Raw genomic sequence first — 22,003 nt, 5'->3', positions numbered from 1 at the left:
TATTTAAGTGTCTTATTACATAGTTCTGAATAGTTAATGTATCTAAAAACAATAGATATAGTAGAACAATAAATTTCTAAAAACATCTACTTTTGCGGCTTTTACTTATATCTGTATGGAACCATCATTAAAAGAGCGCAGTGGAAATCATTGTGAATTATGTAAATCTGGAAATCATCTTTCTGTTTATACTGTAACACCTGCAACACATCCGAATAATCAAATTGTAATCTGTGATGCTTGCCTTACACACCTTGAAAAAGGCATTGATACAGATAGTCAATATTGGCGTTTTTTAACAGAAGCTATGTGGAGTGAGGTTCCGGCCGTACAGGTAGTAGCTTGGCGAGTACTTTCCAAATTTAAAAATGAGGACTGGGCAGCAGACAATCTTGATATGCTCTACCTGGATGATGAAACGCTTGCTTGGGCTAAAGCAGAACAGGATAGCACCAGTGTTGAACCTAGTGAAGTGCATAAAGACAGCCTTGGCGCTGTACTACAAAATGGCGATACAGTTGTTTTGACCCGGTCTTTGGATGTAAAAGGAAGTTCACTCAATGCCAAGATGGGTACTGTTGTAAAAAACATTCGCTTGGTGGCGGATAATACTGACCAGATTGAAGGAAAAATTGATGGACAACTTATTGTTATTTTAACTAAATACTTGCGTAAGCAAAAAGGTTAATTGGGTTTATCATTCATTGCTGAATCACTAAGGGTTGCTCTAATTCAAACCTTATTTTTTATTTGTACAGATAGTTTATTGGCAATCCGTAGAAACAGTAAGCCCTTGCAGAACAAAAATCTGCAAGGGCTTATTATATGTAAATTTAAGTTCTGACTTTGTTATTTATAAGCTTTACTTGCGTTATAAAGGAAATCACGTTGTGTAAACATCTCTTTCACAAATAAAACTTATATCATAATGAAATAACACCAATAATTATCTTAATGGAATAACAAACCGGAAAACTGTACCCTGACCTATTATCGAGTTTACATAAAGAATACCATTACTTTCTTCTATTAACTGCTTAACTAGCTTTAAACCTAACCCGTAGCCTACTTCGCCACCTGTACCTTCTGTAGACTCAGAAGTTCCACTTAGGATAGCTTGTACCTTATCTTTTTCCATACCCACTCCTGTATCAGTAACCCGAACCTCCAAATGGTTTTGATTATGTACTTTAAGTAGATTTAAGTCCAGAGTTATAGTTCCTCCAATAGAGGTAAACTTAATGGCGTTTGATATTAGATTTCCAATTACCTGCTGTAGTTTATTTTTAGGAAAGGTAACAGCAGCCGTAAGTGGTGAAAGCTTTACGAAAAAGTTTAATCCTTTCTCTTTAAGCCTTGGGGCAAATAATTGAGTAAGCTTTTCTTTTAAACCTACCAGACTAATCATGTGTGGAAGCGACTTGATTGCATCGCCGGTTTTAGCATCCTGCTCTAAAATTTCTGCTGCCAGCTCCAGAACAGACTCTCCGCTTTCTTTGATTAATTTGAAGTATTCCTGGATTTCCTCCGTACTGGTTGCTTCATCATCGGTGCTTGCGACTTGTGCTAAGCCAATAATGCCAGCAATAGGCCCTCTGATATCATGTGCTAATATCTTTTTTGCATTTACCAGTTGTCGGTTTTGAGTTTCTAGCCTTTCCAGCTGTTTAATGCTCTCCAGCCTACTTATAATTTCCTTTCCAATTAGCTGCAACATCTGCTTTTGAGCAACAGTTAGCACTTTGTTTTCTTTATCAAGAACACATAAAGCTCCAATATGGTAGCCTTGTTCTGTGGTTAAAGGAATACCGTAATAATAATCCAACCCAGTTTGTGTTACATAATCCCGCTTATTGAATCGTAAATCTGTTGATAGATGCCGCACCTCAAATTCTTGCTCTTGCTGAATCGTGTACTGACAAACCGATTTTTCCCGAGCCATGTGTTCCAGATGCGCACCTTGCTGAGCAATCGTCCATTGATTGTACGCATCCAGCAAGTTCACTAATGAAATTTCTGTACCGGCAATCATAGAAGCCAGTCTTGTTAAATCCTCGAACTTTGATTGCAGTACATTATAGTCAAGGTCGTATTCCGACAAAGCAACCAATCTACCAAACTCATCATTATCAACCCACTTTGTATTACTTATCATAGATTAATCAGTATAAAGGTTGAGCACCTTTAATTGATTATACGGCGGTATATAAATTATGTTATATAAATCATTACTCCCCTAACAGCAATAAATAATGAAATAGTCAGCAAAGGTTTTATAAAGATTTAACTGGAAGGTTAATTTAGTTACATGAATTAAAAATTAATACATGTACATGTAATAAACTAAATTGTTCCATCTGCTTGGTTAAGCTTGCTATGCCGTTTTCCATAAGTAAAGTATATGATTAAACCTATGCCCAACCATACAACAAGCCTGAGCCAAGTATCGGCTGGCAAAAAGGTCATCATGGCCAGGCAAGTTAATATACCTAATATGGGCACAACGGGTACTAAAGGCGTTTTGAAAGGTCTAATTGTATTAGGCTGTTGTTTACGTAATATTAAAACACCAGCACATACCATTACAAAAGCAAGTAGAGTTCCTATACTCGTCATTTCTCCCACTACCCGGATGGGTACAAAAGCTGCAAAAACAGCAATAAAAGCACACAGCACCAAATTCGACTTCCAAGGTGTGCGAAACCGATGATGAACATCTGAAAATATTCGGGGCAATAATCCATCCTTCGACATGGAATAAAAAACTCTGGATTGACCTAATAAATCAACCAGAATCACAGATGTATAACCAATTAGTATAGCCAAAACAACAGCCTTACTTAACCAACGATAATGTGTTTTTTCAATAGCAATTGCAACAGGCGCACCCGAACCGATAAATTCTTTGTAATTAGCCATACCGGTCATTACATGAGCGAATATGATAAACAATATAGTACAAACAACCAACGACCCTATAATACCAATAGGCATGTTACGCTGCGGATTTTTTGCTTCTTGAGCTGCTGTAGAAACTGCATCAAAACCAATAAATACAAAAAAGACTAACCCCGCTCCTCTTAACACTCCCGACCATCCGTATTCGCCCCAAACACCTGTATTTTGTGGTATATAAGGATGATAATTTTGCGGATTGATGTACGACCAACCAGCAGCAATAAATACCAGCACTACTCCAACTTTTAGCGTAACAATGATTGCATTAATTAATGCAGAACCTTTAGTACCTCTAATGATAACTCCCGTAACCAAAACAACGATAAGTGCTGCAGGCAAATTAATAATGCCTTGAACAACATGCCCGTCAGCAGCCTTAGCAGTTTCAAAAGGTGATAAGGTAAGCTGTGGAGGCAGGTAAAGATCAAACCAGGATAAAAACTTAGTTAAATATTGTGACCAACTAATGGCTACAGTTGCTGCACCTACGGAATATTCAAGCACCAAGTCCCAGCCAATAATCCAAGCAAAGAGTTCGCCCATAGTTGCATAGGAATAGGTATAAGCACTGCCTGCTACCGGAATCATTGCTGAAAACTCAGCATAACACAGAGCAGCGAAAGTACAACCCAATGCCGCAATAGCAAACGATATGGTTACAGCAGGGCCAGAATGCTGCCCAGCAGCAATGCCAGTAAGCGAAAACAAACCTGCTCCAATTATAATACCAATACCAATTAAAATTAGGTTAATAGGGCCAAGTGAACGTTTAAGTGTATTCTCGCCATCTTCGGCCGATTCTTTCAGTAATAAACTGATCGGTTTTATTCTCATTCGGCAAAGGTCTGTAAAAGATACACGATAAGTATGAAGGTTATTAGAAAAATTGAGAATAGCAAAATTTAACTATACAGATAGTTGCGGTGTGATATACAACTATTATTTATGTAAAACCTGTACAGCTCCGCTGAAGCTACGGAGCTGTACAGGTTAATTCAAATTAATTCAATGTAAATGCAGTTTTAGTTTTGATAGCTGCGGATGAAGCACCAATTAGCGCTTCAAAATTGCCAGGCTCGGCTACCCATTCATGCTTTGTTGGTTCAAAAAAGCTTAGAGCTGCTTTATCAATAGTAAAGGTCACGGTCTTTTGTTCGCCAGCTTTCAGAAAAACTTTTTCAAATCCTTTTAACTCTTTTATTGGGCGTGGCAGAGATGATTTTAAATCGCTAATGTAAAGCTGCACTACATCTTCCCCATCACGTAAACCGGTATTTTTTACATTAACTGAAAAGGTGATTTTATCTGAAGACGACATTGCTTTTTTATCGGCAGTTACTTTACCATACTGGAAGGTAGTATAACTTAAACCATGACCAAAAGCAAACAACGGTTTAATGTTATGTTTATCAGCCCAACGATAACCTACATAAATACCCTCTTTGTAGGTAACCTCATCTTTAGTACCCGGAAAAGCATTTAAAGCATGTGCACCATTGTCTGTTAATTTTACCGGAAAGGTAAAAGTCAGTTTACCTGATGGATTAACATCACCAACCAGTACTGCAGCTAAAGCATTACCTGCTTCTGATCCTAAAAACCAACCTTGCATAATTGCAGGTACTTGGTTCACCCATGGCATAGCTACAGCATTACCTGATATATTTACCACTACCAGGTTTTTGTTCGCCTTCGCTAGTTGTGCAATCAACTGATCTTGATTATATGGCAAATTTAAACTTTCACGATCTGCACCTTCAGCATCCTGGTGGTCGCTTTTATTTAAACCACCAATGTATATTACTACATCAGCTTTTTTAGCAACATTAATTGCTTCAGTCATCAACTCGCTAGCAGAACGTTTGTCGGCCAAGTTCTGACCTGTGTTTACACCGTTATAATTGCCTGTGGTATCTCCCACATAACCACGTGCATAAACCACCTCCGCTTGTGTACCCACTCTTTTTCTGATACCATCTAGCGGTGAGATTTCATATTCTGCTTTTAGTGATGAACTACCACCACCTACAGTCATCATTTTAATGGCGTTCTCGCCAATCACTGCGATCCGCTTAGTTCTATTCAGGTTGATGGGTAATACACTACCTTGGTTTTTCAACAGCACTATACCTTCTTCTGCTATTGTGCGAGCAGCAAGTGCATGCTCCTTCGTAGCAAATGAGCCAAAAGGTCTGTTCTTGTTCATGGTGGTAAGAAAAGATAGGCGTAAAATCCGACGTACTTTGTCGTCTAACTCCTTGGTACCTACTTCACCAGAATTAATTAACTTTATGTAAGGATCAGCCAAGTAATAACTGTCATAAGCATTGCTTTTACCTTGAGACAAGCCATTGGTCCAGGAACCAAATTCCATATCTAACCCGTTAAAAATGGCTTGACGCGTATCATGTACACCGCCCCAATCAGATATTACAACACCTTCAAAGCCCCACTCTTTCTTCAATATGTTATTTAGCAGATACTCATTATGGCAGCAATGCTGCCCCTTGTATAGGTTATACGAACCCATAATAGCCCAAGCACCACCTTCTTCAACAGCAGCCTTAAAGGCTGGCAGGTAAATTTCATACAGAGTACGATCATCCACGTTTACATTAACTGTATTACGATTTCCTTCCGAATTGTTTAAGGCAAAATGCTTTACACATGCAGCTACGCCATTTTGCTGAACACCTTTAATATAAGGTACTACCATTTTAGACGATAAAAAAGGATCTTCACCCATGTACTCAAAGTTACGCCCATTTAATGGTGAACGATAAATGTTGATACCAGGCCCTAGAAGAATATTTTTGTTGCGGTAGCGTGCTTCTTCACCTAATGATTTACCATAAAGCATAGCCATATCTTTATTCCAGGTTGCAGCTAAGCAGGTAAGTGCCGGGAAGGCCATACAAGAATCGTTAGTCCAGCCGGCTTGCGACCATTCATCCCATAGCACTTCAGGACGAATGCCATGTGGGCCATCGGTAGTCCAATTTTCCGGTATGCCCAGATGCTTTACACCCGGAGAACTAAATTTTGATTGTGCATGTATCATTGCTATTTTTTCTTGCAACGTCATGCGCTTCAATGCATCTTCTACACGCTCTTTAACAGGTTTGCTATCATCCAAATATGCGGGTATGGAACTTTGTGCATAAGCGCCTGATACACGCAGCATAGCGGCCAGGATGAGAACCTTAAAAATCTTTGATGCGTTGTTATACGCTTTTCTCATAACAGTATTAATATTTTGGTTTGTAAAATTAGCAACAGCCTGAGGATAGCCAATGCCTGTAGATCATAATGTAAAGTTATCATGATATAACGACGCCTGAAAAGTTGGAAATTAAAAAGTAGTTATTTTATATACATATCTTACTTATATACAGTATTTAATATAAAATAAAAAGAACAAAAAAGTAGCACTATAAAACACTTAAACTACATAGCAATAGGTAGCATACCAATTTTTGTCACTTGTTTTTCAAAGTCGTTACGCGATACGGAAGCCTTGTTGCGGGCCTTCGTACGGTAGTTGTAAATGGTGCTTAATGAATAACGCAAGAATGCCGCAATTTGCACACTATCAGTAATCCCCAATCGTATAAGTGCGAATATGCGCAATTCTGTATTAAGCAACTCACCTGGCTTAACAGTTACCTGTGATTCAGGAATGAGCAAAGCATTAAAGTCACTGACAAAATTTGGATACAAATTCAAAAAAATACTATCAAAAACCTTATATAGTTCTTCCAGTTCATTATCCACCACAGTAGTTGAGCGCAGCATTTTAAACAGCTCATCTAAATGCTTCTCATTAGCTTTTTTATTTAACGCCTTTCGATAATCTTCCAGCTTGTTAATGTAAGTGGAACATAAGTCAAAGAACTGGGCAATGTAAGCCTCTTTTACCTGGTTAGCTTCTGATAGTTGAGAATTTATATCGCTTAATTCTACATTGTTTTTACTAAGCTCGTGATTAAGTTTTGCTAATTGCTGACTAGTTATATGTAGTTTTTCTTTAATACGCGATACTTTTTTCATCTGCTGATACACATAAATAACAGCCAGAATAAGGATAACTGATAATAAACTAATTAGCACCAGGTATAATTGTAATTTACCTTTTTGATTAGCTTCCTTTTCCAGATATGAAGTATTAATGATTGTATATAACTCCGACATGCGCAATGTGCGAAATTTGACATTACAAAAAATAGCATCTTCGATAGCTGACTTGGTGTACTTGAACGCATTATCTATATCCCCTATTTCATAAAAGATTAAAGCCAAATTCTGTATTGAAGCATTATCTTTATTAGCCATTTGCACATCGGTAATTGCAGACAGAGCATAATAGTTCATTGCCAAGTTATTACGATGCTGTAACTGATAACTGTAAGCCAGTAGATAAGTAACCATGGCGTAATCGGCCGTATTTTTCTTTGTTGATGGTAAAAGCTTTAGTAATGAGCTTTGTGCAGCAAATAAATTATGTTGATAGATGTTTTTTTCAGCTAGATTTATTTGATAATGAATTGACTTTGGCTCAAGTACAGTTAATAAAGAATCGCGATATACTTTAATAAGCTTTACATAAGTTTCACTATAATTGTTAGTTGCATAATGCTCATAAAACTCTATTTGAGCTTCGTAATAACCGAAAAGCTGCGGGGCTGAAAGCTGGTTTCTATTTATGTGGGTCAGGATGTTTTCCGATTCTAAAAACTTCCCCAACGATGAATATAGATTGGACAGTTGCAATTGAGTAATTACACTTAAATCTTTATTTTTTAACTTTTTTGCTACTTCTAAGTTTTGAGTTGCATAAAATATAGCTGTATCTATTTTAAACTTTTTATATTCCTGATACAGGCTATTGTTTGTTTGGTATTGCTCAAGCAAGCTTAATTCTGACCCTTTAATCCTTTTTAATGAGGCTATTCTTTCTTCTTTTTGTCGGGTGTATTTAGCTTTAATTTTAATTACCAGATTAAGCCTATATATTGGCGGTAGGTCATCCGCTTTAACATAGGCTATATTAAGTATAAAAAACGAGATTAAAGTCAAGCTAATTTTCACTACCAACACTATTGTTTAAATTGGTAAATATAGCAAACTCAATAGCAGAGGTAATGTAAATCCATAATTTAGATACTTTGAATAAGATTTTACAAGTATAGTTTCATTATTCGGAAAGATATAGCACAACAACAAGGTGCAGCATTCAATAGATGCCCTCAACTTAACAGCTTTATCTAACCAGATACAGTGAGGCTGATAACACAAAAACCTGATTAATAACCATTTATCCCTCTTTTCTGAAGTTAATCTTCAACGTACTTGTTTCTTGCCGCCTGAATGCCAAAATACAACATCAGCATTACAGCAAATCCTAAAAATAAAAACGATTGCTGCCATGAATTATTTAAATCATGTAGTTTTCCAAATAAGGGTGGCCCAAATGCTGCAATCAAATATCCTATTGATTGAGCCATCCCAGATACTTTAATAGCATTTGCACTAGATTTACTTCTTAATGAAAAGAATAATATAGCAAGACTAAACGCTAGTCCAGTAGATAGCCCCAGCACAATTGCATTACAATAAATCCATTTGGATTTCAACCAGATGAACATCAAGATACTAATTAGATTTAAAGCACAAATTAGAATTATCATTGCTTTTTGATTTTTCATTTTACCAGCAATGATAGGACTACAAAAAGAAACAGGAAGCATTGTAATCTGGATAACAAACAATACCCACCCCGGAGAATTACCATGCATACCATAGTCGCCAAGTACTGCGGGTAACCAAGATACCAAACAATAATAAAACAAGGATTGCAATCCCATGAAGATGCTAATGCTCCAAGCCTGTGCAGATTTAAACAAGTTTAAATCTGATGTAACATCCACCTCTTTCTTATGCTGAACTGAACCTTTATTAAATAACAGTTCAAGCATTAATACAATCAATGCTAAAAGTGCAATAACCAACCATATCCCCAATGAGCCACGCCATCCTAACCCTGTCCACTGCCCGATCCTCACACTAAAACCTGAAGCTAAGGCTGCTGTAAGATTCATTGCTACAGCAAAAATACCGGTCATTAAACCGATTTGCTTGGGAAAGTTATTTTTGATATAACCCGGGGTAACTACGTTACCAATACAGATCCCTAACCCAATAAAAACAGACCCAATAAATAAGTAAATAACGGAACCCGAAACACGCAAAAGCAAGCCAATACTTAATACAATCAGCGAATAAATTAAAAATTTTGTAATCTTAACTTTATGCGAAAGCCGGCTTACTAAAACCGAGCATGTAGCAAACATGAACAAGGGAATGGAAGTTAGCATACTGCTTTGAAAAGCGTTTAGCTGAAGAGCTTGCCTAACCTGGTTCAAAACCGGAGCCACCGATATAATAGGAGAACGCAAGTTACTGGATACCAGTACAACCACTAAAAAGTTAACAATAAGTAAAGCATAAGATGCTTGCTGTCTATCTTTATAATTTATCATGTTAATAATCTTTTGGCAAAATTACTTGTTCAATCTTATTTACATTGGTCATAATGTTAATCTAAAACGACATGCATTACTCTGATGAAATCCTAAATATTGATAATATTATCAAACCTTATTTTGTCTGGTTCGAAGAAAACTGGGTACACGACGAACAGTTTCACCGGCATCAAAAGGTGCAATTGGTATACGTAGAAAGTGGGTTTCAGTACTTAACCGTGGAAGGTAAAAGATATCTTTTACCACAAAACCATGCTGCATTGATTCCGTCAGGAGCAATCCACAAAACTAATTCACACTCAGAGAAAATCAGGCTCATGGTTTTGTTCTTTGATGTAAATAAAAGTGATTCTTTTTACCAGGAAGTTACTGTCTTTAATGTTCCTCCCGTTTTAAAAGAGATGATAAAATATGCAGAAAAATGGTCGAAAAGTAAAGAAGACACTAAGGACGAAGCTATATTTTTGAGAGCACTTTTTAATGAGCTTCCCCATTTTGTTGCCGTGTCTTTACAACTGCATATTCCCTTCCCTAAAGACAAACGCCTGACCAAGGCCATCAAATATCTACATCAGCACTATGCTGAAGAAATTAAAATGGAAGATTTGAGTACAGCTGCTTCATTATCATTACGTACGTTAGAACGCGTTTTTAAAAAAGAAACCGGATTAACACTAGCTAAACACCAACAAATATTACGCATTATTAAAAGCCTAGAATATTTAAGCTCAAATGATTGTACAATTTCTGAAATAGCATACAAAGTAGGCTATAAAAGTTTGCAAGCCTACACTAATAGCTTTCAATCAGTACTACAATACCGTCCAACTGACTTTTTAAGAAAGATCAAATAGCAAGATAATAGAAAACAGATTATAAATTATTTATCCTGTAAAATGTAGATGAAATGTTTCTTGAAGCATACAAACTACAGTTTATTCATCATCTGCTGATTATAGCAATAAAAGACGCGTGATGCTCGAGAACTTTAAAATTTAGTTTTTTTCGTGCTTAACTACATTGAAGCTGCAACCAGCATAAAATAAAACACTTTTCCTCAACGTAACCCTCAGCTTCAATCAAATACTACAACGCTCAATAATTTTGTAAAACAGATAAAGATTGATTTAAAAGACATGTCTGCTCCACGTATTAAAAAAAAACCCTGTATATGAAACATATACAGGGTTTTGATACTTTATGGTATCGCTTTAGTCGGGATGGCAGAATGCCATCTCTACCCTCTATATTATTGATAATCAATTTAATAATCCTAATCAATTACGGATGGGTGTTGATTAAGACATTTCACTCCCTGTTGGTTATACTATCAATCTTGTCCTCAAAGATAGTAATAATTTTCATGCGGTTGTTTTCCTAACTTTATAGGATGGAAACATATAATGATTTGCTTAAAATTAAGGATGCTTTACAATATACAGACTACAAAAACAAAAAGTCTATAACTTGGCTTAGGAACACAATTAAAAAGACTATAAGGTTGCTCCAGGTAGTTAATGTTATTCATTCTGATATTTATGTTGATGATGTGGTAGAAAATCTAGAGTCTACAGTTAAACAACTTATACATTACAGCGATCTTAATCAGTGTTTTGAGATGGGATGCAAGGAAGCTCTTAAAGATATTCAAGGTTTCTTATTCCGAAATCGCCACTTATCAAGTGTAAAGTAATTAATTATCGGCTTGAGAGGTTACCCCTGTAATTGCAGCAAGCTATGTTGAATTGGCCAAATATGCAGCTTAGACGGGTAGCACCTTAACGCTTAAACACCGCAGCAGCTTCCATGCAGGTTCTGTAAAGGGCAGCGAAGGCAGCGTAGCGGACATAGCTGTTTATATACCCTCCTATGTAAAGCTATTATTGTAAAAACGGTTATTCTTTTATTTTGATTATCAATATGGCTCTTTTTTCTTTTGCCAGCCTTTTATAAGTCAATATCTTCCACTGGCAGCAACTTGCTGCCTTTACCTAACGTTTATCCCTTTGTTTCTCCGCCTCCTATTTGCGGTCATTCCTTATGAGGAGCCGCCAGCATTCATTATGGGTTTTAATAAAAGGCGCTGCCTGCTTGACGTTGCAGCCTGTTGCTAAGTTTGTGATTTAAACAGCCGCCGGGCATGTATTGCAGTCGCCTTTTTCTTTTCACCGGCAACGCTACCTGACCTGTCTGATTGAAGCAATTACACTAACTACAGCTGCCGGGTATAGATTGCAGTCACCTTATTTCTTTTGAGTGCCAAATGGGAAAACGTTTGTTGTTATGGTTGCCGTGTTAGTATGTGTGTAAACTCGGAGAGTTTTCCATATACTAACACGTATACGCCATGCTATTCAGGAACGGGTACTTCTGCCTTTCCTACACCTACCTGGTAGGGTTCCCCTGATCTGATCACATGCCATATTCTTCGCAGCAGCTTGTGTGCTACTTTGACAATGATCTTATTGGGCTGCTTACCTGCGTGGCTCCGGTAGTAGTCCTGCATCGAAGGATCGCGTCTGACCGACACCCATGCACTTTCAATCAGGTAACTGCGAACCAGCACCTTGCTGCGGTAGGTCAATCCTCTGACCTGCATGGTTTCTCCACTGCTGTAAATGCTGGGCACCAATCCTACAAAGCTGGAGAGCTGATCGAATTTGTCAAACCTTCTGATGTCACCCAGCTCGGCCAGGATACTGATAGCAATCGTAGGTCCGACTCCGGGTATGGTCATGAGCAGCCGGTAGTCCTGGTGATAGCAAATATCAACGTACTTTCTGAGCTCGGTATTCGATGCTAACCATTCCTGGCGAACAAACGCTAAGTGGCGAAGCTTGCTTTGCATACTATAGTGGCCCGTAGTGAATTTCCACTCCAGATCGCTCAGCCAGGTCATCATGGCAGAGGGCCAGGCTGATCTATCGTAGGCTGATAGCAGTTTGACCCCATAGTATAGCAGTTCTCCTTTGATCTGTGCTTTAAGTTTGCGCATGACTTTGGTCAGGTTATTTTTCTGCCGGAAAAGGCTTCGCAGCTGTTCCTGCTGTTCATCCGGTACATGTATGCCTGTCAAATGACCCGAGTGCAGTTGTTTGGCCAGGTTTCTGCAATCCACCCGGTCACTCTTCTGGTCTTTGTTTTTTGCGCTCTGCGGTATATCCGCAGGATTGAGCACCTTGGCCTTCCATCCGGCTTCAGTTAAGCGGCGGTAAGCCACAAAGCCGCAGCACGAGGCTTCGTAGCAGCACTGGACAGGATAACCTTTAAAGTGCTCATTCACATACCCGATCAACTTATCCGGTTCGGAGGGCATACTGAACGTTTTATGCTCAAACAGATCAGTGCGGATACTCACTGACCAGCTTTTTTTGTGCACATCAATGCCGATAAATAACTGTGGTGTCTGCATAATCTTAAAGTTTTGTTACTCAACAAAGCTTTTACATCTATGCTTGACTGTTTTCTACGCTGCTAATTTTGTGATAGCGGTGTAATGCTTGTATATTTACAATAACAAAACATATCATTATGGCAGAGACTTTGCACCTTGGCAGGAAAATTAGCAGGATACGTGAGTTGAGGGGCGTAAAACAAGAAGCGTTAGCCAATGACCTTGGTGTAAGCCAGCAATCTATTTCGAGGATTGAACAAAGTGAACATGTCGAAGGTGAAACGCTAAATAAAATCGCACAGGCTTTAGGCGTTACGGCTGAAGCTATCAGAAATTTCAGTGACGATGCTGTGATTAATATAATTTCCAGTACGCTGCATGACAATGCTGGCTCTGTCAATAACCATTGCACACTTAACTTCAATCCGATGGATAAGTTACTGGAGGTTATTGAAGAAAATAAAAAGCTCTATGAACGTCTACTTGCCAGTGAAAAAGAGAAAAGCGAATTATTTAAAAACAATCAAAAATAAACAGTCAGAACAATGGTACGCACTGTCATCACTCCTAACAAGCAGATTATATCTTTTGAGATTCCCCAGAGTTATGTCGGAAAAGAGATCGAGGTGATTGCTTTCACTAAAGACGAGGGCATTAATACAGATCAATCGGCTAAAAAGAAGGTGTCTTTTACTGCTTTATCATTTGACACACGGAACTATAAGTTTAACCGCGACGAGGCTAATGAACGATAGAGTATTTTTAGACAGCAACATACTTGTATATACCTATTCAAGCACGGAACCGGAAAAACAGGCTATTGCTCGCCAGCTTGTTATTAAAAACAATAGTTTTATAAGTACACAGGTGCTACAGGAGCTCTGCAATATTGTAACTCGTAAATTTAAATTTAGCTATCCTGTTGCTATTCAAGCCATAGAAGAATGCAGCGCAAATAATGATGTTCATGTAAATTCTGGCAATACTGTCCTACAAGCTTGTCGTGTAGCCGACCGATATGGTTTTTCATTTTACGACAGTCTGATAATTGCAGCGGCTATTGAAAGTAATTGTTCTATCCTGTATTCAGAAGATATGCGCGACGGTCAACTAATTGAAGGCGTAATTACGATAAAAAACCCATTCAAATAATAACTATTCGTGAATTGTAGGACATAATCAATCTAACAACCTTTAACCTTGAACATTTGAAACTTTTTCTACTTGCACTGCTAATAATTATCTCTACCAATAGTTTCGCTCAGCGTGACGAAAGCCCCTATGTTGGTAAAAAGCTTACTCTTGTTAAGGACGCCGGTCATTTAAAGGACAGTGTAAATATCGTTACGGACTTTTTCAAACATATCGTTAAATGGGACTATAGGCCAGATAATATCATCTACCAAGTCGGTAATAAGCCTTGGTCATATCGAGACAGTTTAATTAATAAAATTTTTGTTTGTTTGAGTGAGAAAAAGGAAGCTAATGACACTGCCTATACCTATCTAGAGCTGGAAAACAGAGAAACGGGTATTATATTTTACAAGATGAACTCTAATTGGTCGGAACTGGTTCTATGTGACGACAAAGGTAATCCTATTCCCAAAAAGAAGGTAGTTAAACCAGTTGTTGACCCATGCGCTTTGATTGATGAATCATACGATGAATTTAGTCATACAAAGCAATACACAACAGCATATATATATCATAGGGAAAATGAGTCACCTTTTGATCCTACGGAAACATACCATGTCGACTTTACTAAGTACATCAAAAAGTCCGGAGTAAATTACTATATGGCGTTAGAGACAACCTCAAACATTCCCCTTGCAACGGAACAGGGAGCAATTGTCATTTTGAAGAATGGTAAGAGGCTTAAGAAACCATTAGCTAAAGTCACTACAACTGTCAATAGCAAAGCTGAATACGTGCGAAGAAGTTTTATTACACTTACCTCGGCAGATATTGCCATACTAAAATCCTCACCAATAAAACGATTTCAGCTTTACATTGATCAGGATATTGTAAATGATTCCGAAACAGTTTATAAAATGTTTCTATGCTTAATTAACAAAAAGTAGAGTAATAGGGTCAGAGTTTGAGGAGACTAATCAATTTTTCTGGCCATAAGCCACGTCGATACATAACTTAAGTAAAATGATCAGTTCAGTAAAACCGTTACATACTATTGAGCTTTCAATAACTCCCAATTTATTTGAACAATCAGCTTTAGTAACCATTGACGAAAAGGTCGATTTCGGATATAAATTCATTTTAGTAGAAGAGGCTTATGAGTTTAAGTTGGCGATCAGAAGGATTTACCTCATAGCTTCTAATGAGCAGCAAGCCTGTAAGTACTTGGCGGAAAAGACATGTATATTACATAGGAAATTAGATTTAGAAGACAAAGGATTTCTTCATAACTACGTTTTATGTTTTCTAACGGAAGTTGAGGCTTATTTAGATAATTATCTGCCTAAAACTTGTAATATTGAGAAAGTTAAAATTGATGATGGAAAAATAGCTGATGATATAATAGCCAGTCTGAGTAAAGATGGTTTCTTCAGCTGATTCGCATTACTTAATGGCTGCTCTATGTAGGTACACAAATCTTAAACCGTGGCCATTCACAAAATTGAACAGATACATAAACATCATATCGTTATCAATAACACCATCATTCCCATAGGAGAATTCTACCGTCATAGCTTTTTAAAGCAGGTTTTAAGCAGTTAAATCTTTCAGGTTGTCGGCATATGCAGTATAAAGCCGGATCCGCGTACGCTTTCCAATGCTAACTGCGGATCGTTCGCAAGCAGCTTGCGTAGCCGGCGAACGTAGACGTCGAGACTTCTGCCATTAAAATAATCGGCATTGCCCCAAACTGATTCCAATACATCCTTTCGGTAAACTATCCGGTTTGCCTGCCTGGCCAGTAATTCGAGTACGCCAGCCTCCTTTCTGGTTAGTAGAGTTGATTGTGATCGGGAGGATAATCGTAGTTGTGCCGGTTCGAACCGGAAATTGCCAATGACCATCAGGCTTGAAGCTTGTGGGGTTGACGCATTGCGCCTCAAGATATTTTGCACTCGCAGTATCAGTTCATCAGCGTCAAATGGCTTAATCATGTAGTCATCCGCTCCAAGGGTGAGCCCTCTGAGCACATCTTCTCTTTCCCGTCGTGCAGTGAGGAACAGAAAGGGCAAGGCCGGATAAAGGCGTTTGATCGTTTCAGCAAGCGAAAAGCCATCGCTTTTAGGCAGCATAACATCCAAGACGACGATAGCAAAAGACTGCTGGGAGAGCAATCTTAGGGCAGACTGTCCGTCCGTAGCTAAGGAGACTTGTAGTCCCTGTACCTGCAGGTACTTACAGAGCAAGCGGCCGAGGTCGGCATCATCTTCGACTAAAAGCAACGGTGTTGGGTTCATAAGGCAAGATTAGGCTAAAAATGCTGCCACCAGCAGCATTTTGCAGGTAAGACAGTTTGCCGCCAAGTTGCAAAGCCTGCAAGCGGCAAAGGTAAAGGCCAAGACCTAAGCCGCGCACCTGATCACCATCCGGGCCTGGTACACGATAGAATTTGGTAAACAAGTAGCGCTGATGAGGTTTTGCAATCCCCGAACCTTCATCAATGAGGCTGATTATGATTTGCGGTTCAGCAATCTTGCACTCCAGAATGAGCGGCGTATCAGAAGGCGTATACTTAAAGGCATTATCCAGGAGGTTGGCCAGAATGCCGGTCAGCATATCCGGGTCGGTTTGAATGGATATGTTGGTAGTTCCGCTCAAGCGCAGCTCCCGATCAGCGTCTATTGCCATTGCCTTCAATCCTTGAAGGAGTGTTAGCAGGCAAACCGCCTGAAATTCAGGAATGCCCAGCGGACGGTCCATAGCACTGGTAAGCACACTATCCATTAGTCTCCGAATTTTGTTATGCTGATTATCCAGCTGGCCCAATAGCTCGGTGTACCAGTCCTCATCCAGTTTGGCTTCAGCCGTACGAAGCGATTTTACGATTATCCCAGCAGCACTGAGCGGCGTTTTCAGCTCATGAGTCATGTGATTAGCAAAATCCGTGGTTACATCGGCAATCTTTTTCTGCCGAAGGAGTGTGGTAAAAATCAGTACAAAAATCGTCAATACTGCAATAATTAACAATCCGCTACCCACCAGCATGGCTGTCATTCGGCGCAGTACCATATGCTTCCAGTCAGTGGCATCTATATCCGTTCTGGTCCAAACGGCCAGGCGGTAACCGGACTGTGCTTTGTTTTGCTTTAATCCAAAACCAGCTTGCTGCTGGCCCTCGCTAATATTAAATGCTCCCGTTTGTTTGTTTTTCACGCCACCGGCTAAAAAGAGGGGCGGTTCATCTCTTCGCCACAGGGTATCGATGTGATAGTTCTGATAAAGAAGGACTTGCGTGTACTCCAAGTTGTAACCAGTTTGAAAAAGCAGGCTATCGTTTCTGAGCGCATGAATAATAGGCTTACGAAACTTTTCTCCGATGCGATTAGTTTGTTGCTGAAATCCTGTGAGCGCTGGCTTTGTGCCGCTGGCGAGTTGCTCCTCTACGTTGCTAAGGAGTTTCTCCATAACCTGGTGATTCAATGAGTCAGATAATGTTTGGGTGAGCACAGCCAACCGGGACTTTACCTTGCCGAGATAATCCGCCTGTTCCAGACGGTAGGTGTTCTGTACCAGCCGGTACTGGATAAAGCATAACCCGGCAAGCACCAGTACGCAAGCACAAATCAGTAACAGCAGCTTTAGCTTGAATCGCATGGTTAAAGATAGCCGCATGGTTCGGTAAACGAAAACACATCCGCGGCTTTTAACCTTGCTTTAACCTTTATTTAGCCTGATGTGTGATTTCATTTGACGCTCTTTGCAGAAAAGAAGCGTATGAAAAAAGCATTATTACTTCTCGTTTTACTAAATGGAGCCGTTATGCGTTTGTGGGCACAAACGAATCCCTATCAAACGGCTATGGCAGCCTATCAGCGCAAGGACTACCATGCAGCTGCTTTGTTGTTCAACCCCTACTTTGCGGCTAAAGGAGAAGCGTTAACCAGTACACAGCTTTATGATGGCGCCTGCATCCTCGCGCTTGACGGGCAACAGGACGCAGCACTTTCTGCACTGCATATCCTGGCAGAAAAACGATACTTCAGCAGTTTGAACCGTATCAGCACTGATTCGGACTTGAGTAGTTTGCATGGTTTGCCGGAATGGAATAAACTGCTGGAGAAAGTAGCCGAAAACCAAAGAACCGAACCCGGCCGGAATGCCCTCAAGGTAAAGGCTGCTTTTAGTCAGGCCAAAGCGTTGCTGATGGAAGACAATGGGCGTTTATGGGGTAAGCCGCTCTGGAGCGACAGCCTGCTGGCGCTGGACCCGCAACACCGGGTGTACAGCATGGAAGCCTTGGCCGGCGCACAAAACAGCAGCGGCATCTGGATTGCTCAGGCCGGTGAACGCGAATTGAACCAAAGCAATGCGCCGCAGGTTTATCAGGGCAAGTCCTATGCCGTTATCCTGACCAGTTATCTGGCAGACAGTTCGGCCACCATCATCCACGAGCTCTTTCACTTAAAACAGCAACATGATATTTCACTCAATGGAAATCCGGTTAACTACCTGGATGACTACGAAGCGCGACAGCTGCTCCGGCTGGAATACCAGGCGCTGCGCGACGCATTGGCCATGGCAGACAAAGGTAAATCTAAAAACTCTGTTACAGCAAATTTGCGCGACGCTATCTTGTTCCGAACACTTCGGCAGTCGCAGCACTCCCAGTCAACAAAGGATGAAATCGAGATTGAGTCATCGGAAGGCTTGGCCAACTATACAGGCTTTGTGCTTTCGGCCTATAGAAACAAATACGATCTTGCGATTAGAGAATTAAATAGCCGTGAACAGGCGCCGACCTACACCCGGGCCTTTCCTTATGCGACTGGCCCTGCTTACGGTTTGCTTTTTGATTATCTCGGCATTCACTGGCGTACGGGGCTGAATCATGCGTACAATTTTACGGCAATTTTTAGGCAGGCTAATCTTGGACGCATTTCTGCAAGTGACACAGCGACCTTTAAACCAGCCGCGAAACGGCACAAATATACTGATATTCATGATCAGGAATTAAAACGTAAGGCTGCCATAGATCAAAAGATAAACTATTTAACCCAAGAATTCACTCAAAAGCCTGTACTGCGGGTTAAGCTTGCAGACCCTAACTACAACCGTTCTTTTGACATGTACGGTACAACGGTACTCGAAGGCATCGGCATGGTTTACGGCTCCATTACGGGTACCGACATCAACGGTAAAAACTTCGGCAGCTTTAAAACAACGACTACAGGAACCGAAGACCAGCCAGCTGGCGTACTGGCCAGTTTTGATAATATGGTTTTCAGGTTTTCATTACCGCTTAAGATAGAAGGTAATAAACTCACCGGCTCCAATTACGAACTGGTATTAAACCCGGGGTGGGCTGTTCGAAAAACAGATAATCAGGGGAATTTGGAAATTATTAAAGAATAAAATAGGGTTGATTTATCAACTTCGGTCAATCACATTAAACTTACTTAAGTACTGTAGACTTATAAATTAATTGGTCGAGCTCTGCCCAGTGTGGGGAGCTAACCGTTGAAATAATTCCTTTTTAATATTTCGCCCCAAGACTGGACACAATGCGAGCTAATTACTTGCACAACTAAAATTCATGTTCGGAATGGAAATCCGTAAGGATTTATTTTTTAGCTTGTTTCTCAGCTGGACTTTAGCCAAACTCAAGCGGCACGGGCAAGTATTTCTATGAGGAAGTGGAGTCTTAGCGTATCATTTTCATCTGTTTGGTACTCTTGTCCAGAGGTTCAAAAAGGGTGGCTGGCCCAAAGTCGGCTTCGCACGGCCGCCAGTGCGTCTGCGAAGGTGGGTAGCTTCTTCTGGTACCAGGCTGTTGTTTCCTTACCCAGTTTTCCGGCTTTGTTCAGTTCATAGGCCCATAGGGTGGTGATGCTGAATAGGCTCAGGAGCAGTGGTGTCGTCCGGGCAATCGCTTTATCAGACCATTGCCTTTGGGTTTCTACACCCAGGTTGGTACGCACTTCTTTAAAAGTTACCTCTACTGTCCATCTTTTGATAAAGTAGTTTACTATATCCTCTTCGTCTAAAGCAAGGTCTGTACTTAGCAGGGCAGACAGCTCACCTTTTCCGCTAGGATCACGCAGCATTACCCAGCGGACAGGTAGTGGCTCCATGCCGCTGTGATACCATATAACCATACCTGTAGCCAGTTCCACTTTCTTGTTTTTCTGCCCGTACCATTGCGGAATGATAAGTTGCTGCCACTTCAGTTTAGTACGGTCTGCCTGTTGTTTCAAGGTAGGCAGACGCTCACCTTTCAGGCGTTTTCTGCCTACCTGCCCGCCTTTCTTTCCGGTACTTTTTCGTATAGGGCTGCATCCAGCCGCAGGCGGGTAATCATTGTAACCTTACTCTTGATAGCAGCTAATAGTTCTAAAGCTGAATAGCTGCTGTCTGCGGTAATAATCAGCTTTTTGCCGGGCAGCCAGCGGGCAAGTAACCCGATGATTTGCCTGGCCCAGTCGGTAATCTTCTTGTGCTTGGCATGCTGTTCCTTGCAGTATCGTTCTGAGGGAGCCAGTGCCGTGAGGAAAGGCAGAGCCCAGATGCGGGCAGCCCAGGGAACTTCAGTCAACAACATCAGGCACATCCATCTCAGCCCGCTGCATTTCACAAAGTGTGAATGGGAAGAACGTACCGGGTCACGGTAGATGCCTTTAGCCTTGATCTTTGCGCCCCGCCTGCGCTCTATGGTTTCGTCTATACCAAAGACCAACGGTTCATCCACTTTATAAAAGGTTTCTATCAAAAAGGTCAGCAAAATGCGGGAGGCTTTCAGCCCGCTTTACCTGGCCCGGCTCAAAAAGCGGTGGTACTTATGGAAAGCGTTTTCTGAACTTAGGCCGCAGTAAAGCAGCACTGCACACACCGTCCGGGAGCCATTCGCCAAAAGGGCACCCATCAACAATACTTCCAACAATCTAAATGTGCGTTTGGAAAAAACAGGGCGAAAAGGTAATATTGGCCTTGAGCCCGCTTCTGGCAATGAAGTCATGTCTTAAAAGTTTCGTCACTCATAAAACATGCGAACTTCCTTTCAGTTGCAGGCTCAACCTTTTGGCTAAAGTCCAACTCAGAAAGTGTAAGCAAACTGTTAAGACATCGCAAGCTAACTACTACACAAATATACCTGTAATAGCTTATGCCAAGCAACAGGTCGAGCCGTACGTCAGCTGTTCTACACCGCAAGACTTGGAGGTGCGAGAATTCTCTTACTTTCTTTTGTCCGGTTCCAATGATCGTCCAGTTACATTGCAGCTCAAAGGTCCTAAAGGACAAGCTTTTACCAAAACACTTGCCCGAAGTGGGTATAGCGATGTCAAATATTCCGATGGCATGAGCTATAAAACCATTGGGAATGTGGGTCACCTGGTTATCAACAACTTTGAAGACCGTCGGATCATCAAGCAGTTCGACTCATTGTTTACACAAATCTCTGCTACCAAAGGGCTCATTATAGATATCCGGGATAATGGCGGCGGTGATGGTGATATTGCTTTTCATATCCTTGCCGCACTAACAAACAAGCCCTTCAGGACATCCGCTTATAAGATACCGCATTACCGGTCGGTTCCAGGTACGATCATGCAATGGGAGGAACATGATGCCGGAACAGGCATGCCAAATGGCAAACTGCTCTATGATAAACCGGTGATATTACTGATCAGTGCACAAACCTATTCTGCCGCTGAGGATTTTACGGTTGCCTTTGATGACCTGAAGCGTGGTAAAATGATCGGGCAAGCCACAGGAGGCAGCACCGGGCAGCCGGTGAGTTTCGACCTGCCTGGCGGCGGAAAGGCCAGGATATGCGGTAAGCATGATATGTACCCGGACGGGAAAGAATTTGTGGGTGTAGGCATTATGCCGGATATTCCGGTTGAACGGAAAGCAGCAGACCTGCTTAAAGGTAAAGACGCCGTGTTGGTAAAGGCCTTGGAAATATTAAAATAAATAG

Annotated in this window: 20 protein-coding genes and 1 pseudogene; 10 read left to right on the top strand and 11 right to left on the bottom strand. The window is 40.6% G+C overall.

Annotated elements, in window-relative coordinates; genetic code table 11:
- Positions 1-115: 115 nt before the first annotated feature.
- Positions 116-688, top strand: a complete 573-nt coding sequence (locus HH214_RS18605; protein ID WP_169610183.1) for a PhnA domain-containing protein — start codon at positions 116-118, stop codon at positions 686-688.
- 258 nt (positions 689-946) lie between these two features.
- Here HH214_RS18605 and HH214_RS18600 read toward each other — a convergent pair whose 3' ends face one another.
- From HH214_RS18600 to HH214_RS18580, 5 genes are all read right to left on the bottom strand, one after another.
- Positions 947-2,155: a GAF domain-containing sensor histidine kinase gene (locus HH214_RS18600; RefSeq protein WP_169610181.1), complete on the bottom strand. Its 1,209-nt coding sequence runs from the start codon at positions 2,153-2,155 to the stop codon at positions 947-949.
- 188 nt (positions 2,156-2,343) lie between these two features.
- A complete protein-coding gene (locus HH214_RS18595; RefSeq protein WP_169610179.1) occupies positions 2,344-3,792 on the bottom strand; it encodes an amino acid permease in 1,449 nt (482 codons plus the stop codon).
- 166 nt (positions 3,793-3,958) lie between these two features.
- Positions 3,959-6,199, bottom strand: coding sequence for a glycoside hydrolase family 3 C-terminal domain-containing protein (locus tag HH214_RS18590; RefSeq protein ID WP_169610177.1), 2,241 nt, complete (start codon positions 6,197-6,199; stop codon positions 3,959-3,961).
- Positions 6,200-6,405: 206 nt separating this feature from the next.
- Complete coding sequence (locus tag HH214_RS18585; RefSeq protein ID WP_211166256.1) at positions 6,406-8,046, bottom strand: DUF6377 domain-containing protein; 1,641 nt, start codon at positions 8,044-8,046, stop codon at positions 6,406-6,408.
- A gap of 245 nt (positions 8,047-8,291) precedes the next feature.
- On the bottom strand, positions 8,292-9,497 hold the full coding sequence (locus HH214_RS18580; protein ID WP_211166255.1) for a CynX/NimT family MFS transporter: 1,206 nt from the start codon (positions 9,495-9,497) through the stop codon (positions 8,292-8,294).
- A 71-nt stretch (positions 9,498-9,568) separates the two neighbouring features.
- On the opposite strand from HH214_RS18580, the gene HH214_RS18575 reads away from it, so the two are divergent.
- On the top strand, positions 9,569-10,354 hold the full coding sequence (locus HH214_RS18575; RefSeq protein ID WP_169610175.1) for a helix-turn-helix domain-containing protein: 786 nt from the start codon (positions 9,569-9,571) through the stop codon (positions 10,352-10,354).
- A 536-nt stretch (positions 10,355-10,890) separates the two neighbouring features.
- Positions 10,891-11,193 carry a hypothetical protein gene (locus HH214_RS18570; protein ID WP_169610173.1) on the top strand — a complete coding sequence of 101 codons (303 nt, stop codon included), beginning with the start codon at positions 10,891-10,893 and terminating at the stop codon, positions 11,191-11,193.
- Between the two features lie 657 nt (positions 11,194-11,850).
- On the opposite strand, the gene HH214_RS18565 is transcribed toward HH214_RS18570, so the two are convergent.
- Positions 11,851-12,912 carry an IS110 family RNA-guided transposase gene (locus HH214_RS18565; RefSeq protein WP_169610170.1) on the bottom strand — a complete coding sequence of 354 codons (1,062 nt, stop codon included), beginning with the start codon at positions 12,910-12,912 and terminating at the stop codon, positions 11,851-11,853.
- A gap of 119 nt (positions 12,913-13,031) precedes the next feature.
- On the opposite strand from HH214_RS18565, the gene HH214_RS18560 reads away from it, so the two are divergent.
- The 5 genes from HH214_RS18560 to HH214_RS18540 all read left to right on the top strand — a co-directional run bounded on the left by HH214_RS18560 (position 13,032) and on the right by HH214_RS18540 (position 15,465).
- Positions 13,032-13,427, top strand: a complete 396-nt coding sequence (locus HH214_RS18560) for a helix-turn-helix domain-containing protein (protein ID WP_169610168.1) — start codon at positions 13,032-13,034, stop codon at positions 13,425-13,427.
- Positions 13,428-13,439: 12 nt separating this feature from the next.
- The gene (locus HH214_RS18555; protein ID WP_169610167.1) at positions 13,440-13,649 is read left to right on the top strand and encodes a hypothetical protein; all 210 of its coding nucleotides are present in this window, start codon (positions 13,440-13,442) and stop codon (positions 13,647-13,649) included.
- Complete coding sequence (locus HH214_RS18550; RefSeq protein ID WP_169610165.1) at positions 13,639-14,046, top strand: PIN domain-containing protein; 408 nt, start codon at positions 13,639-13,641, stop codon at positions 14,044-14,046. The genes HH214_RS18555 and HH214_RS18550 overlap by 11 nt, the downstream gene beginning before the upstream one ends.
- 56 nt (positions 14,047-14,102) lie before the next feature.
- Positions 14,103-14,975, top strand: a complete 873-nt coding sequence (locus HH214_RS18545) for a hypothetical protein (RefSeq protein WP_169610163.1) — start codon at positions 14,103-14,105, stop codon at positions 14,973-14,975.
- Between the two features lie 76 nt (positions 14,976-15,051).
- Positions 15,052-15,465: a hypothetical protein gene (locus HH214_RS18540; protein ID WP_169610161.1), complete on the top strand. Its 414-nt coding sequence runs from the start codon at positions 15,052-15,054 to the stop codon at positions 15,463-15,465.
- 170 nt (positions 15,466-15,635) lie between these two features.
- Here the strand turns inward: HH214_RS18540 and HH214_RS22175 are convergent, their stop codons facing one another.
- From HH214_RS22175 to HH214_RS18530, 3 genes and pseudogenes are all read right to left on the bottom strand, one after another.
- Positions 15,636-16,022: a response regulator transcription factor gene (locus tag HH214_RS22175; protein WP_248282142.1), complete on the bottom strand. Its 387-nt coding sequence runs from the start codon at positions 16,020-16,022 to the stop codon at positions 15,636-15,638.
- Between the two features lie 18 nt (positions 16,023-16,040).
- Positions 16,041-16,325, bottom strand: a pseudogene (locus HH214_RS22355) (response regulator); the annotation flags it as partial.
- A complete protein-coding gene (locus tag HH214_RS18530; RefSeq protein WP_169610158.1) occupies positions 16,291-17,682 on the bottom strand; it encodes a sensor histidine kinase in 1,392 nt (463 codons plus the stop codon). The pseudogene HH214_RS22355 and the gene HH214_RS18530, both read right to left, overlap by 35 nt.
- 120 nt (positions 17,683-17,802) lie before the next feature.
- Between HH214_RS18530 and HH214_RS18525 the strand changes: the two genes are divergently transcribed.
- Complete coding sequence (locus HH214_RS18525) at positions 17,803-19,440, top strand: hypothetical protein (RefSeq protein WP_169610155.1); 1,638 nt, start codon at positions 17,803-17,805, stop codon at positions 19,438-19,440.
- A 332-nt stretch (positions 19,441-19,772) separates the two neighbouring features.
- On the opposite strand, the gene HH214_RS18520 is transcribed toward HH214_RS18525, so the two are convergent.
- Positions 19,773-20,282, bottom strand: coding sequence for a hypothetical protein (locus HH214_RS18520; RefSeq protein ID WP_169610153.1), 510 nt, complete (start codon positions 20,280-20,282; stop codon positions 19,773-19,775).
- Between the two features lie 35 nt (positions 20,283-20,317).
- Entirely contained in the window at positions 20,318-20,806 is a 489-nt protein-coding gene (locus HH214_RS18515) for a transposase (protein ID WP_211166254.1), read from the bottom strand.
- 296 nt (positions 20,807-21,102) lie between these two features.
- Between HH214_RS18515 and HH214_RS18510 the strand changes: the two genes are divergently transcribed.
- Positions 21,103-21,999 carry a S41 family peptidase gene (locus HH214_RS18510; RefSeq protein WP_169610151.1) on the top strand — a complete coding sequence of 299 codons (897 nt, stop codon included), beginning with the start codon at positions 21,103-21,105 and terminating at the stop codon, positions 21,997-21,999.
- Positions 22,000-22,003: the final 4 nt, after the last annotated feature.

This window comes from Mucilaginibacter robiniae, assembly GCF_012849215.1.
GTDB lineage: Bacteria > Bacteroidota > Bacteroidia > Sphingobacteriales > Sphingobacteriaceae > Mucilaginibacter > Mucilaginibacter robiniae.
The sequence above is the reverse complement of the archived record's forward strand: the minus strand, read 5'-3'. Positions and strand labels throughout refer to the sequence as shown.

Excerpts from the sequence above, each read along its gene's own strand:
- HH214_RS18605 (WP_169610183.1), top strand. The coding sequence starts at position 116 with ATGGAACCATCATTAAAAGAGCGCAGTGGAAATCATTGTGAATTATGT.
- HH214_RS18600 (WP_169610181.1), bottom strand. The coding sequence starts at position 2,155 with ATGATAAGTAATACAAAGTGGGTTGATAATGATGAGTTTGGTAGATTG.
- HH214_RS18595 (WP_169610179.1), bottom strand. The coding sequence starts at position 3,792 with ATGAGAATAAAACCGATCAGTTTATTACTGAAAGAATCGGCCGAAGAT.
- HH214_RS18590 (WP_169610177.1), bottom strand. The coding sequence starts at position 6,199 with ATGAGAAAAGCGTATAACAACGCATCAAAGATTTTTAAGGTTCTCATC.
- HH214_RS18580 (WP_211166255.1), bottom strand. The coding sequence starts at position 9,497 with ATGATAAATTATAAAGATAGACAGCAAGCATCTTATGCTTTACTTATT.
- HH214_RS18575 (WP_169610175.1), top strand. The coding sequence starts at position 9,569 with ATGCATTACTCTGATGAAATCCTAAATATTGATAATATTATCAAACCT.
- HH214_RS18570 (WP_169610173.1), top strand. The coding sequence starts at position 10,891 with ATGGAAACATATAATGATTTGCTTAAAATTAAGGATGCTTTACAATAT.
- HH214_RS18565 (WP_169610170.1), bottom strand. The coding sequence starts at position 12,912 with ATGCAGACACCACAGTTATTTATCGGCATTGATGTGCACAAAAAAAGC.
- HH214_RS18560 (WP_169610168.1), top strand. The coding sequence starts at position 13,032 with ATGGCAGAGACTTTGCACCTTGGCAGGAAAATTAGCAGGATACGTGAG.
- HH214_RS18555 (WP_169610167.1), top strand. The coding sequence starts at position 13,440 with ATGGTACGCACTGTCATCACTCCTAACAAGCAGATTATATCTTTTGAG.
- HH214_RS18550 (WP_169610165.1), top strand. The coding sequence starts at position 13,639 with ATGAACGATAGAGTATTTTTAGACAGCAACATACTTGTATATACCTAT.
- HH214_RS18540 (WP_169610161.1), top strand. The coding sequence starts at position 15,052 with ATGATCAGTTCAGTAAAACCGTTACATACTATTGAGCTTTCAATAACT.
- HH214_RS22175 (WP_248282142.1), bottom strand. The coding sequence starts at position 16,022 with ATGATTAAGCCATTTGACGCTGATGAACTGATACTGCGAGTGCAAAAT.
- HH214_RS18530 (WP_169610158.1), bottom strand. The coding sequence starts at position 17,682 with ATGCGATTCAAGCTAAAGCTGCTGTTACTGATTTGTGCTTGCGTACTG.
- HH214_RS18525 (WP_169610155.1), top strand. The coding sequence starts at position 17,803 with ATGAAAAAAGCATTATTACTTCTCGTTTTACTAAATGGAGCCGTTATG.